This is a genomic window from Pasteurellaceae bacterium RH1A (assembly GCA_012221805.1).
Taxonomy (GTDB): domain Bacteria; phylum Pseudomonadota; class Gammaproteobacteria; order Enterobacterales; family Pasteurellaceae; genus RH1A.
The window spans coordinates 1,446,152-1,459,763 of record CP015195.1; the positions used below are offsets into that span (position 1 = coordinate 1,446,152).

The 13,612-nt window shown below is 49.0% G+C and carries 13 protein-coding genes and 1 pseudogene; 10 read left to right on the forward strand and 4 right to left on the reverse strand.

The window, feature by feature from the left end:
• Positions 1-193 precede the first annotated feature (193 nt).
• The 5 genes from A4G20_06790 to A4G20_06810 all read left to right on the forward strand — a co-directional run bounded on the left by A4G20_06790 (position 194) and on the right by A4G20_06810 (position 4,115).
• Positions 194-691: a 5-(carboxyamino)imidazole ribonucleotide mutase gene (locus A4G20_06790; GenBank protein QIW16058.1), complete on the forward strand. Its 498-nt coding sequence runs from the start codon at positions 194-196 to the stop codon at positions 689-691.
• Positions 691-1,656, forward strand: a complete 966-nt coding sequence (locus A4G20_06795; protein ID QIW16059.1) for an L-asparaginase — start codon at positions 691-693, stop codon at positions 1,654-1,656. Before A4G20_06790 ends, A4G20_06795 begins: the two co-directional genes overlap by 1 nt.
• A 10-nt stretch (positions 1,657-1,666) precedes the next feature.
• A complete protein-coding gene (locus tag A4G20_06800; GenBank protein QIW16060.1) occupies positions 1,667-2,755 on the forward strand; it encodes a 5-(carboxyamino)imidazole ribonucleotide synthase in 1,089 nt (362 codons plus the stop codon).
• A gap of 174 nt (positions 2,756-2,929) precedes the next feature.
• On the forward strand, positions 2,930-3,697 hold the full coding sequence (locus A4G20_06805) for a transcriptional regulator (GenBank protein ID QIW16061.1): 768 nt from the start codon (positions 2,930-2,932) through the stop codon (positions 3,695-3,697).
• Positions 3,698-3,737: 40 nt separating this feature from the next.
• The gene (locus tag A4G20_06810; protein ID QIW16062.1) at positions 3,738-4,115 is read left to right on the forward strand and encodes a hypothetical protein; all 378 of its coding nucleotides are present in this window, start codon (positions 3,738-3,740) and stop codon (positions 4,113-4,115) included.
• A gap of 51 nt (positions 4,116-4,166) precedes the next feature.
• Here the strand turns inward: A4G20_06810 and A4G20_06815 are convergent, their stop codons facing one another.
• The 4 genes and pseudogenes from A4G20_06815 to A4G20_06830 form a co-directional block, all read right to left on the reverse strand.
• On the reverse strand, positions 4,167-6,206 hold the full coding sequence (locus A4G20_06815; GenBank protein QIW16063.1) for an oligopeptidase A: 2,040 nt from the start codon (positions 6,204-6,206) through the stop codon (positions 4,167-4,169).
• A 198-nt stretch (positions 6,207-6,404) separates the two neighbouring features.
• Positions 6,405-7,754, reverse strand: coding sequence for an anaerobic C4-dicarboxylate transporter DcuC (locus tag A4G20_06820; protein ID QIW16064.1), 1,350 nt, complete (start codon positions 7,752-7,754; stop codon positions 6,405-6,407).
• Positions 7,755-7,965: 211 nt separating this feature from the next.
• Entirely contained in the window at positions 7,966-8,424 is a 459-nt protein-coding gene (locus A4G20_06825) for a hypothetical protein (protein ID QIW16065.1), read from the reverse strand.
• 82 nt (positions 8,425-8,506) lie between these two features.
• Positions 8,507-10,356, reverse strand: a pseudogene (locus A4G20_06830) (excinuclease ABC subunit C).
• Positions 10,357-10,427: 71 nt separating this feature from the next.
• Here A4G20_06830 and A4G20_06835 point away from each other — a divergent pair.
• The 5 genes from A4G20_06835 (at position 10,428) to A4G20_06855 (ending at position 13,581) form a co-directional block, all read left to right on the forward strand.
• Complete coding sequence (locus A4G20_06835) at positions 10,428-10,787, forward strand: hypothetical protein (GenBank protein ID QIW16066.1); 360 nt, start codon at positions 10,428-10,430, stop codon at positions 10,785-10,787.
• Entirely contained in the window at positions 10,777-11,202 is a 426-nt protein-coding gene (locus tag A4G20_06840; protein QIW16067.1) for a putative toxin-antitoxin system toxin component, PIN family, read from the forward strand. The genes A4G20_06835 and A4G20_06840 overlap by 11 nt, the downstream gene beginning before the upstream one ends.
• A gap of 93 nt (positions 11,203-11,295) precedes the next feature.
• The gene (locus A4G20_06845; protein ID QIW16068.1) at positions 11,296-11,568 is read left to right on the forward strand and encodes an antitoxin; all 273 of its coding nucleotides are present in this window, start codon (positions 11,296-11,298) and stop codon (positions 11,566-11,568) included.
• The gene (locus A4G20_06850; protein QIW16069.1) at positions 11,562-11,924 is read left to right on the forward strand and encodes a growth inhibitor PemK; all 363 of its coding nucleotides are present in this window, start codon (positions 11,562-11,564) and stop codon (positions 11,922-11,924) included. Before A4G20_06845 ends, A4G20_06850 begins: the two co-directional genes overlap by 7 nt.
• 103 nt (positions 11,925-12,027) lie before the next feature.
• Positions 12,028-13,581: an exodeoxyribonuclease I gene (locus tag A4G20_06855; GenBank protein QIW16070.1), complete on the forward strand. Its 1,554-nt coding sequence runs from the start codon at positions 12,028-12,030 to the stop codon at positions 13,579-13,581.
• Positions 13,582-13,612: the final 31 nt, after the last annotated feature.

Here is a 13,612-nt window from a genome sequence, read left to right on the forward strand (position 1 = left end):
CCGCTGGTGCCAATATTAAAGCCGTAAAAATCAGCACCAACCTGGAGGCTGGCGCTATCTATATCCTCTTCTTTCATTCCCTTTCAACAAGCGGTCTAAATTCCCTCAAAATCTGCAAATTTGTCTTAAGCAACCGTTTGCTTTTGTGCTATCATTCCGCCCGTTTTTTAGTATCAATACCAAAGGATTTAAAATGACCGCAAAAGCACAAATTGCCATTGTGATGGGTTCCAAAAGCGACTGGGCGACCATGGTTGAAGCCACTCAAATGCTGGATCTCTTTAACCTGCCTTATCACGTTGAAGTGGTGTCTGCCCACCGCACGCCCGACAAGCTCTTCCAGTTTGCCCAAGGAGCTGAACAAGCCGGTTATAAGGTGATTATTGCAGGCGCAGGCGGGGCAGCCCATTTGCCGGGTATGATTGCGGCCAAAACCATTGTGCCTGTGCTGGGTGTGCCAGTTAAAAGCTCCACCCTCAGCGGCATTGACAGTCTCTACTCTATCGTGCAAATGCCCAAGGGCATTCCTGTCGGCACCCTGGCCATTGGCAATGCAGGAGCGGCCAATGCAGGCCTGTTAGCTGCCCAAATTTTGGCAGCTTTTGACAAGGATTTAGCCCAAAAACTCCACCAATTCCGCGCCCAACAAACCCAAAGCGTGTTGGATAATCCTGATCCGAGGGCTGAATAGTGAGCAAAAAACTGCTGATTTTGCACACAGGCGGCACCATTTCCATGAGCGAGGGAGAAAACGGCAAGGTTACCCCTTCAGATCGTAATCCCCTTTTAGATTCCCTTACCCGCCTCAACCACCCAGCACAACTGGTGCAGGAGGCAGTGCTTAACCTGCCCTCGCCCCATATTCATCTGGCACATTGGATCTTATTGAAAAATCGGATTGAACAGGCCGTTCAAACCGAGCAGGTGGATGGCATTGTGATCACCCACGGCACAGATACCTTGGAAGAAACGGCCTATTTCCTTGATTTGGCCCTGGCCGTGGACGTGCCTGTGGCCATCACGGGCGCCATGCGTTCCAGCAATGAACTGGGGGCCGATGGCCTCATCAACCTGCAAAGCGCCATCTTGGTTGCCTTAAGTGAAGAAAGCCGTGGCAAGGGCGTGTTGGTGGTTATGAATGATGAAATTCACAATGCCAAGTTTGTGACCAAAACCCACACCACCAATGTGGCCACCTTCCAAACCCCAACCTTCGGCCCCTGCGGCCTAGTGGCTAAAAATCGGGTGCTCTACTTCCAGCAACTCAGCCACTATGAACGCTTCCCAATGGGAGACTTGGTTAAAGACAATGTGCAACTGATCAAAACCTATGCGGGCATGGACAGCTTCTTGCTCAAGCAACTGGCCCAAAGTGCCTGCCATGGTGTGGTGATTGAAGCTTTAGGTGCTGGTAACCTGCCGCCAAGTTGCTTGGAAGGGCTTGAGGCTCTCTTGCAGGCCAAGATCCCCGTGGTGCTGGTTTCCCGTGCCTTTAACGGCGTAACCCAAGATGTCTATGACTACCAAGGCGGCGGCAAACAACTCAAGCAAAAAGGTGTAATTTTCACCACAGGTCTGAGTGGCCAAAAGGCCCGTATCAAATTGCTGGTTTTGTTAAATCAGACCCTAAACCGACCGCTTGCAGACTATTTTTAAGGACGATACCATGAACAAAAGCTCCCTCTACCCGCCTATTTATGTCCTAGGCAATGGCCAACTGGGCAGAATGCTCCGCTATGCCGGCGCCCCGCTGGATATTGATGTTAAGCCCCTGGCCTTTGATGCTCCCGTCTTTGAGATCGAGGCCAATAGCCTGATTACGGCTGAAATTGAACGCTGGGCTGACACACCGCTTACCCAGCTCTTGGGCAACCACCAAAATTTTGTCAATTTGCCCGTCTTCGGCCGCCTGGCTGACAGGCTTACCCAAAAGACCCTCTTAGACCAATTAACACTGGCTACCAGCCCTTGGCAACTACTAGAAAGCCCTGAACAATGGCCTCAAGTCTTTAGCCAAATCGGGGAAAAAGTGGTGGTAAAACGCCGTACAGGCGGTTATGACGGCCGTGGCCAATGGATTGTGACCCAAGACAGCATTGACCAAATCACGCCTGATCTCTTTGGTGAAGTGATTGCCGAGAAATTTATCCCCTTTGATGGCGAGGTTTCCCTGGTTGGTGCCCGCTTCCGCAATGGTAACACCCGCTTCTACCCAGTTACCCACAACCTACAGCAAAATGGGATTTTACGTTACAGTGTTGCGGATGTTGCGCTGCCTAACCAAGCCCTTTATCAAGCTCAAGCCGAAAAAATGCTGTCTGCCATCATGCAGGAGCTAGATTATGTGGGCGTGATGGCCATGGAATGCTTTGTGGTTGGCGATAAGCTCTTGATTAACGAATTAGCCCCACGGGTGCACAACAGCGGCCACTGGACGCAACTGGGCTGCTCCATCAGCCAATTTGAACTCCACCTGCGTGCCCTTTTAGACCTGCCAACGCCAGAATTAAAGCCGATTGCCCCAAGTGTTATGGTCAATCTTATCGGCATTGAACACCAGGCCGCCTGGCTCAATCTGCCCTTCAGCCAACTGCACTGGTATGGCAAAGAAGTCCGAGCTGGCCGAAAACTGGGCCACATCAATCTCACCCACCCCGACAAGGCTGTCTTATGTGAGCTTTTAGAAAGCCTTAAGCCGCATTTAACGGAGGATTTCCATTCGGGCTTAGAATGGGCCTGTGAAAAGCTGGCCTAATTATACTTAGGCCTCCAACCCCAAAGGGCTGATTTCGATCTTACATTGAAATCGGCCCTTATCATTTGGAGCTTGAAAACCACAAAGATAAAAAACATAGTTCAAAATAGGTAGATTTATGCTAAAATTTGCCCTAAATCAAAAAATCTTACTATTTTCAATTGGAAGACGTGTATGAAAATTGTTTCGGAATATAAGGGCTCAGCAAAATCTAGCTGCACAATTCACTGCCAAAATTGCAGTATCAGCCAGCTCTGCCTGCCTTTTACCTTGAGCGAACACGAGCTAACCCAGCTCGATAACATCATTGAACGCAAAAAACCTGTCCAAAAATCACAAATTATCTTCCAATCTGGCGATGAGCTACAGTCCCTTTATGCCATTCGTTCAGGCACACTCAAAAGCTACACCATCAGTGAAAATGGCGAAGAGCAAATTACTGCCTTCCATCTGCCTGGTGACTTGGTTGGCTTTGATGCTATTATGAATATGAAGCACGTTGGCTTTGCCCAGGCCCTTGAAACCTCGATGATCTGCGAAATCCCCTTTGAGGTCTTAGATGATTTGGCCGGCAAAATGCCGAAAATCCGCCACCAGATTATGCGCTTAATGAGTAGCGAGATCCGCACCGATCAGGAAATGATCTTACTCCTGTCCAAGATGAATGCAGAAGAAAAACTTGCTGCCTTTATCTATAATTTATCCCAACGTTATGCTGCCCGTGGCTTCTCTGCCCGAGAATTCAGGCTTACCATGACCCGTGGCGATATTGGCAACTACTTGGGCCTAACCATTGAAACCATCAGTCGCCTCTTAAGCCGCTTCCAAAAAAGTGGTATGATCTCTGTACAAGGCAAATACATTACCATCAACCAAATGGAGGCCTTGGCAGAAATGGCCGGCTCCACCAAGGCGCAAATTCCCATCGTACAAACCGCATAAGTTGGAGGGCTGATTGCCCTCTTTTTATTTAAGGATTTTTATGGAATACCAATTCACCCACACCATGCACGGTGTCGTAGCCAAATGTTCTATGGATCACGAGGCCTTTGCCCACTGGCTTAACACTGAAATTGCCAATAAGCCTGAAAAAGTCACCACTATTTTGGAACATATTACCCAATGCAAACAAGCCTTCCCCAACCCATATGAGTGGGCCTTTGAGGGCAAGGAGTTTAGCTTGTATTTGGATACCGATGAGGTTATGGTCAAGGCCAATAGCTTTGAGGCCATTTTTGATGATGTGGAAATGGAAGATGGCTTTAGCTTCTACGATCAAGAAAGCATTGCCTTTTGCGGCCTAGAAGATTTTGAGAAATTCCTACTGGCCTTTCAAACCTTTTTAAGAACCTATCATTAAAGAAATCCCGATATGCTAACACATATCGGGATTTCATCTTAAGTCTTGCTCTTAGGCGGCAATGCCCTTATGTCTCAATAAGGCATCCAAACTCGGCTTACGGCCACGGAAGCGTTCAAAGAGCACCATTGGTTCTTCTGAACCACCACGGGTCAGGATGTTATCTAAGAAGGACTGCCCTACCTCACGGCTGAAGATCCCCTCTTCCTCAAACCGGCCAAAGGCATCGGCTGAAAGCACGTCTGCCCACATATAGCTGTAGTAGCCTGCCGCATAACCGCCTGAGAAGATGTGGCCAAAGGCGTGTGGGGAGCGAACGTAGGTTGGGATTTCAATCACTGCCACCTCATTACGCACCGCCCGTTGGGTTTCCAGCACCTGATTTGGGTTGGCTGGGTTGATGGCATTGTGCAGGCGGAAATCAAAGAGGCCGAACTCTAATTGGCGAAGCACAAACATGGCTGCCTGGTAGTTTTTGGAAGCCAAGAGCTGGGTGAGCTTCTCTTTTGGCAGAGGCTCATTGGTTTCGTAATGGCCAGAAATAAAGGCCAAGGCCTCTTCCTGCCAGCACCAGTTTTCTAAGAACTGGCTTGGCAACTCAACGGCATCCCACGGCACGCCGTTAATACCGGCCACATCGCCCACTTCGATTTGGGTCAGCATATGGTGAATGCCGTGGCCAAATTCGTGGAAGAGGGTCGTGACTTCATCATGGGTAAAGAGGGCTGGCTTGTCGCCGATTGGCTTGTTGAAGTTACAAACAAGGTAAGCAACTGGTTTTTGTAAAGAACCATCTGACAAGCGTTTTTGGCCAATGCAGTCATCCATCCAGGCTCCGCCACGCTTGTGTTCACGGGCGTAGAGGTCTAAATAGAAGGAGCCCCGCAAGCGGTCGGTTTCGTCATAAATATGGAAGAAACGCACGCTTTCATGCCAAACATCCACGCCAGACTGCTCTTCCACCCGCATACCAAAAATGCGTTTAACCAGCTCAAATAAGCCGCTTAGCACCCGGTTTTCAGGGAAATATGGGCGGAGTTCTTCATCGCTGATGGCATAAAGGGCTTGTTTTTGCTTCTCGCTGTAAAAAGCGATGTCCCAGGCCTGTAAGTCCTCTGCTCCAAAGTTTTCTTTGGCAAAGTGGCGGAGATCGGCTAGCTCTTTTTCCCCTTGTGGTTTGGCTCGGTGGGCCAGATCTTCTAAGAAATCCAGCACCTGACGTGGGCTTTCGGCCATTTTGGTGGCAAGAGAATAGTCGGTGTACTGCTCAAAGCCCAGCAGGTTGGCCAGCTCTAAACGCAGGCTGAGAATTTCCTGCATATAGGCCGAATTGTCCCACTTACCAGCATTTTCTCCCTCGTTGGAGGCGCGAGTGTTATAAGCATTGTACATACGCTGGCGGAGCTCTCGGTTTTCGCAGTAGGTCATGACCGGCAGGTAGCTTGGGAATTCAAGGGTAAAACGGTAGCCGGTTTTGCCCTTGCTTTCAGCATCTAAGCGAGCGGCTTCTAAAGCAGACTCTGGCAGGCCCTTGATTTCATCGGCATTTTCAATCACCACTTCCCAACCCATGGTGGCATCTAGCACGTTGTTGCTAAATTTAGAGCTCAGTTCCGACAAGCGAGCTACAATTTCACCGTAGCGTTGTTGTTTTTCCGCAGGCAGGGAAATGCCGGATAACTCAAAATCTCTTAGGCTGTTTTCAATGGCCTTTTTTTGGGCGACAGAATAAGTAGCAAATTCAGGGCTGTTTTTGAGTTTGACATAGGCCTGATAAAGCCCCTGATGTTGGCCCACCCAGGTGCTGTATTCAGAAAGAAGCGGTAGACAGGCCTGATAAGCTTCCCGCAATTCAGGGCTGTTTTTCACTGCATTAAGGTGACCAACTGGCGACCAGGCCCGGGAAAGACGGTTGCCAGCCTCGGCTAAAGGTTGGTAGAAGTTTTCCCAGCTTGGATTATCAATTTGAGCCACACGCTCCACCGTTTCACGGTTTTCTTTGATGAGCTGCTCAACAGCAGGTTGGATATGGCTAGGTTGGATTTGAGAGAATTTCGGCAGGCCCGAAAAATCAAGTAATGGGTTAGACATTGTGTCTCCTTTTTGTGTAATGTAGGGGCGAATCACATTCGCCCCTTGTGCGTTTTCGGGCGAATATGATTCGCCCCTACAAATTAGGTTAAGATAGTTTGGGGAATTTTAAGGAAAGATCAAGGGCAAGCGGGGTAAATTTGAGGATTTTTTGCAAATAAGGGCGGAATATCCGCCCCATTGAGTAAGAAGAACCAGCTAAGCCACCACCAAAAACTCCGTCATCACAATCACCACAACCAAGCCAACCAACATAGGCACAGAGGTGCGTTTGACCACTTCAAAAGGCGAGATATTGGCCATGCCCGATACGGCCACCACCACGCCTGACACTGGCGACATACTGCGGCCGATGTTAGAAGCCTGTAGCATAGGAATGGTCAGGTAGGCCGGGTTGATGCCCATTTGGGTGGCCAGTTTCGGGATAAGCTCCACAAAGGCATAAAAAGGTGCATTACCTGAGCCGGTGGTAAAGGCAGCTAGGGTGGTAATAATCGCCAAGACCAACATCATCACAATACCGCCGCTGCCTAGGGATTGGGCGGAATCAATCAGGCTATGGATAAAGCCGATGGTGCTAAGGCCCTGGGCGAAAACGCCGGCTGCCACCAAGAGAATAACCACGCCAGAGAAGGCTTCTGCCATGCCCTGATAGGCGGCGTTAAGATTGTCAAAGGTCTGTTTGGCACTGAAGTTGCGGCAGAAATCAATCACCGCTGTCAGCACAAGACAGAAAATAATGATGGTAATAATATGGAGTTTGGGCAGGATAGTCCCATTAAAAATTATCACACCCACAATCGGCAAAAATGGCAAGATGGCATAGAAGGCTGGTACTTTGACCTCAATATCCTTCACATTCAGGCTTTCAGCCACAAAGCCTGCCTTGCGATCCAAATAACGCTGCCAGAAATAATGGGTCACTGCAATGGCCCCAATGGCCACAAAGGAAATGGGCAGGGTCAGCTTAAAGGCGAAATCGACCAGCGGCACTTGAGACACTTCTGCGGCTAAGACCACATCGCCCGAGGTTGGCGATAAAATAATGGCAGCAGGTGAAGCACAGATGGCTGCCGCTGCCCCACGGGAGATGCCCATATTGACCATCACCGGGAAAAGTGTGGCCATCAGTAAAACGCCCAAGCCCGTGGCAGACGGCACGGCCAAAGACATCAAACAGGCCACAAAATAGGCGGCTACCATTAAGATATAGGGCGATCGGATATATTGCAGCGGGCGGGAGGCCAGTTTGACCACCATATCATTGGCCCCCAAGTGGGTCATATAGGCCGCAAACCCGCAAAGCACCATAATCATCATGCCCAGGTTGCCGCCCCTGTCCATGAGCAGGAACTTCACATATTCTAGAATATCTGTATAGCTTGAGCCCGTAGTTTTGACGGCCGCCGGCAGGATATTCTTATCTAAAATCACACTGGCCAAGAGCAGGCCCAAGCCTGTCAGCATCAGCACGCCAGAGGCCGCATAGCCCTTTACAATATAATAACCAGCCAAAATCACGGCCAGCAAGCCAATCAATAGATCCATGTTTACCTCCTTTTATTTGAAATATCGGCCAGCATTCTACACGATTGGGCCCTGCCCTACCTTGATTTACATCAGAAGAAGCAGCTAGATACTCAGTGCTGAAAAGGCGAAAATGAAGTGATCGCAAAAATAGATGGACGCAAGCGGTTCTTTAGGCCTAAAATTTGCAAAAATTCAGGCATAAATGACCGCTTGTTAAATAGGTTATCAACTAAAACACAAAGTCTTTGATGTCTTGGATAATAAAGTGGTTGGGCTGGCCTTGGACAGGAATGGCGCCGATCACCGTTGCTCCCCTAACCTTGTGGAGCTTCTCCAGCTTATCTTGGGTAAGGCCCGTAGGATCGGTGCGGCCGCTATAGGCTTTGCCGTCTGCGGTGTGGAAGTTGAGTATGGCGTACTGCTTGCCCTCAATGGTCTTATTTTCGGTGCTAAAGCTCGTGATATTGTTGAGCACGGTTGGCTTATTAAGCTGCTCGGCTACCTGGCCCAGGGCATTATTCAAGGCACCTTTCAGGTTACCTAATTCTGAAACATCAATGCTGACAGCCTGCCCGTCTTTGGCTGTGGTAGTGTAAATGTTAGTGCTGTCTGCCTGTGTGCCTAGGCTCACACAAGCACTGAGGCTTAAGCTGGCACAAAGTGCTATGAAAAGGTTTTTTAATTTCATAAGAATGTCCTTTTTGTGGTGAAGATGGCATATTGATGTGGCTCATCTTAACAAAGGGAGCTGCGCTTAGCAAATATCGCTCCTAAAGCGCCTGCATTTCGCCATGCTGGAGGGTATCAAAAATCACCTCCGCCAAAGCCTTGGAAATCCCTGGCACAGACTGGATCTCCTCCAAGGTCGCCGATTTCACCCCCTGCATCCCCCCAAGTATTTGAGTAGAGCCTGGCGGCGTTTGGCCCCTACGCCGGCAATGGATTCCAGGCCGCTTTCAGTAAAGGCCTTTTGGCGTTTTTTGCGGTGGCCTGAAATGGCGTGGTTGTGGGATTCATCCCGAATATGTTGAATCAAATGTAGGGCCAGGCTGTCAGGCGGCAGGTGGATTTCCTTATCCCACTTGCTGATCAAAAGCGTTTCCAGCCCTGCCTTGCGTTCCACCCCTTTTGCCACGCCGATCAGAAGTGGCTTGGTCTTGTCCCAGTCCACTTTTAGGTTAGCGAAGGTTTCCAAGGCTCGGTTGAGCTGGCCCTTGCCCCCATCAATAAAGATGATGTCGGGGATCTTTTCAGGTGGCAGGGGCTTGTCGTAACGCTTAATCAGAGCCTGTTCCATGGCGGCGTAATCATCGCCCCCGGTAATGCCCTCAATGTTAAAGCGACGGTAGTCGGACTTAAGCGGGCCGCCCTCATCAAAAACCACACAAGAAGCCACCGTCTGCTCCCCCATGGTATGCGAAATGTCGAAGCATTCCATCCGCTTGATCGGAGGCAGATCCAAGACCTCTTGCAGGGCAGCAAAGCGGGCCTGAATGCGGGAGTCTTGCTGTAATTGCAGATTTAAGGCGGCCTGGGCATTGGTCTGGGCCAGGGCCAGATAACGGCCCTTTTCCCCACGCACGTTTGCTGAAATCGTCACCTTATGGCCCGCTTGTTGGCTAAGCAGCTGGGCCAGAGCTTCGGCTTCACTGATGGCCTGGTTGATAATAATCTGGTTGGGAATAGTGCGGTGCTGGTTAATCTGCAAGTAGAACTGGCCCACAAAGGTGTCGGCCAGCTCGCTTAGGTCAGTATTAGACGGCACCTTGGGAAAATAGGAGCGGTTGCCCAGCACCTTGCCTTGGCGCACAAAAAGAATATGCACGCAGGCTATGCCGTGCTGGTAGGCAATGGCGATGATGTCCAAGTCGTCCAACCGATCATTAGACACAAACTGCTTCTCTGTTACTGCCCGCACGGCCTGAATCTGATCTCGAAAACGGGCGGCCGCCTCAAAGTCTAGGTTTTCCGCCGCGCCTTCCATTTTTTGCACCAGATGTTCAATCACCTGACTATCTTTCCCTTGTAGGAATAGACGGACAAAATTGACCTGCTGGTCGTATTCGGCCTGCTCATAAAAGCCCTCCACACAAGGGGCCAGGCAACGGCCAATCTGGTATTGCAGGCAGGGGCGGGAGCGGTTCTTGTAGTAGGAATCCTCACACTGGCGGATGGGGAAGAGCTTTTGCAGCAGATTGAGGGTTTCTCGCACGGCCGTGACATTGGGGTAGGGGCCAAAATACTCACCTGCAATCTTCTTGGCTCCCCGAAAGCTGGCCAAGCGTGGGTGTTTATGCTTGGTCAGCAGGATATAGGGGTAGGACTTATCATCCCGCAAAAGCACATTATAGCGAGGCTGGTTTTCCTTGATGTAGTTATGCTCAAGCAGCAGGGCCTCGGTTTCGGAGTGAGTGATGGTAGTTTCAATATGGGCAATCTGAGCCACCAATGCCTCGGTCTTACGGCTGGCCAGCTGGCTGCGAAAGTAACTAGACAGGCGTTTTTTCAGATCCTTGGCCTTGCCCACATAAATAATGGTGCCCTTGGCATCAAACATTCGGTAGACCCCTGGTAGGTGGGGGACGGTGGCGAGGAAGGCTTTGGGGTCGAAGTTAGGCATAGTGTTAGAGATAAAATGGAGATTAGGGCTATGATATAACAAAAGCCTAGATAACGAAAAGCCAAACTATTTTGCTTGAAAATCAATCCAAATCAGCCTATTCTGCTTTAAATTTTATGGAGATTCTGAACATGCTGACTATTCCATCTCAACAACTAAAAAAGAACTTTAGCGAATTTGCCAACATCGCCAAAAGCTCTGAACCCATTGTTATCACGCAATATAACCGCCCTACCTTGGTGCTTTCCTCTTATCAAGACACCATGGAATTAATGCGTTTGGCGGCAAAAATGCGTTTTATTGAGCGTTTAGATAAACAGGCACGTTATGCCACAGAGCCAACAGACCAAGAAATGGAGGCCTTAAACCGCTTAATTGAGGAAGAACGTGAACTTGTTTATCAAGAAAATTTAAAGAAAAATGCCAAATAACAAGCTCAAACAACCTATTGTGGTTGATACCAATGTTTTGATTAGTGCCATCTTATCGCCTAAATCATTATCCGCTTTGGCACTTAAAAAAGCCTTGATAGATTATGATTTATACCTATCCAAAGAGACGTTTAGTGAGTTTTTGGAGGTTATTCAACGTGATAAATTCAAAAAATTTCTTAATAACCGTTTAGATGAGCGAGATGCCTTTATTAAGGACTTGCAGGCCCTTGGTGTGTTTATTGAGCCAAGCCATCACGTTCACGACTGCCGCGATCCCAAAGATAACAAATTTCTATCACTGGCCCTAAGCTGTAAAGCCATTTATCTGGTCAGTGGCGACAAGGATTTGACGGTTTTAAATCCCTACAAAGGCCCTGAAATTTTGACACCAGCAGAGTTTTTGGAAAAATAAAAACTACTTTCCTCACAATAAACTACAAGCGGCCTGTTGAAATTTATGCAAAAGTCACTTATGCTACTTTGTCACACTTAAGAGGAGAAAGCCATGCTAACAGGAAAACTACGCCAACAAGGCGGTGCCATGGTGCTAACCGTACCCAACGCTATTGTGGCTCAAATGGGCTGGCAGGTTGGCAATTTATTGGATATTGAATCGCAGGGCGAAACTGTTGTACTACGCTCTGCCAAACGTAAACCACGGGGCAGAAAGAGCCTGGATGAACTCCTTGCTGGCATTGACTGCCAAGAGATTCAAACCCTAAATGAAGAAATGGCAGAATATAATGCCCTGCCTGCTAAGGGTAATGAGGTCTGGTAATGCGTATTCCTAAAAAAGGCGAGATTTGGCATATCGATCCAGACCCAACATCAGGCAAAGAGCTAAGAAATCCGCACTATTTTATCGTGGTTTCTGAACAGGCCCTTAATAAAGCATTGGGTGTCGCCATTTGTTGTCCTATTTCCACCGGCGGAAATGCAGCACGTTCGCATAGTGTAACCGTCGCCTTAGATGGTAACAGCACTAAATCAGGCAAAATCACAGGCGTGGTACTTTGCCATCAAGTTAGAGCCTTAGACCTATCTGCTCGACAAGCAAGCTACAGCACCGAGGCCGAATCTTATTTGGTGGATGAAGTCGTGATGAAATTGGTCGATTTAATTGATCCGCAATAGCCTACAAGCGGGGCAAAAACCCTGCTTTTTTGCAAATCTAACTTCATCTTCCTTACCTCCAATATGCTACAATAGCCCCAATTTCCTTGTTTATGGCTAGATTATGAACAACCATACTTTTTTTATCTACGATTACGAGAGCTTTGGGGTCAATCCTGCCTCCGACCGCCCGGCCCAGTTTGCTGGCATTCGTACCGACAGCGACTTTAATATCATTGGCGAGCCGGTTATGTTTTTCTGCAAGCAAACCCCTGACTACCTGCCTCATCCGCAGGCGGTGATGGTCACGGGCATTACCCCCCAACAGTGTAATGAACAGGGCCTGTCTGAACCTGAATTTGCCAGGCGGATCCACGCCGAATTTAGCCAGCCCAACACCTGCATTATGGGCTTCAACAACATCCGTTATGACGACGAGATGACCCGCTATACCTTCTTCCGCAACTTCTTTGAGCCTTATGAATACAGCTACAAAAACGGCAATTCCCGCTGGGACTTACTGGATGTGGTTCGGGCCTGCTATGCCCTGCGGCCAGAGGGCATCAACTGGGCCTTTGATGAGGAAGGCAAGCCCAGTTTTAAACTGGAAAACCTAACCCGTGCAAATGGCATTGAGCATAGCAACGCCCACGATGCCATGGCGGACGTTTACGCCACCATTGCCATGGCTAAATTAATCAAGGAAAAACAGCCCAAGCTCTTTGACTTCTTCTTTAACAATCGAGGCAAAAAAGCCCTAGAGGCTATGATTGACACGGGGGAAATGACCCCGCTGGTTCATGTTTCAGGTATGTTGGGAAATTATCGGGGCAATACCACTTGGGTTGTACCTTTAGCCTGGCATCCAAGTAATCAAAATGCGGTGATCGTCTGTGATCTGGCTGGAAACGTGCAAGATCTCCTCAATGAAGAGGCTGCCCTGCTCCGCTCCCGTCTCTACACCAAAAAAGAAGAGTTAGAAGCTCAAGGCCTGGCCTCTGTGCCGCTTAAACTGGTGCATATTAACAAGTGCCCGATTTTAGCCCCTGCCAAGACCCTGCTCCCAGAAAATGCCCAACGCTTGGGCATTGACCGAGCCGCCTGTTTGGAAAACCTCAAGGCCATCAAGGCACAAAAAAATCTGGTGCGGGAAAAGGTGATTGAAATCTTTAGCGAAGAACGCAGTTTTGCCGCCTCTCCCAATGTGGAAACCACCCTTTACGAGGGCTTTTTCTCCCCTGCTGATAAAAACAATATGGCCATTTTGCGGGATTTACCGCCTGAAGAGCTGGCCCATCACGGCCTCAAATTTAGCGACCCACGGGTGAAAAAGCTGCTCTTCCACTACCGTGCCCGCCACTACCCGCATACTCTAGATAGAGCCGAGCAGATCCGCTGGCAAAAATACTGCCTGCAACAAATTGATAACCAGGCCCAAGAATTTGCAGCCGCCATGGATGAGCTTTTTAGCGACTACCACGATCAGCCTGACAAACTGGCCCTGCTTGAAAGTTTGGGCCAATATGCCAAGCAACTGGAAGACGGCCCTAAATTTCAAGCCACAGCCAAGCCTGAAAATGACCAACTGCTTAACCAGCTCAATGCAACGGCCGATCAGGCCTTGAGCAAGGCAGAAAAATTAAGGCAACTTCAGGCTCTGATGAAACAATCTAGCTAAAAAAATCTTGCAGGTTTTTACAAAAAACCAA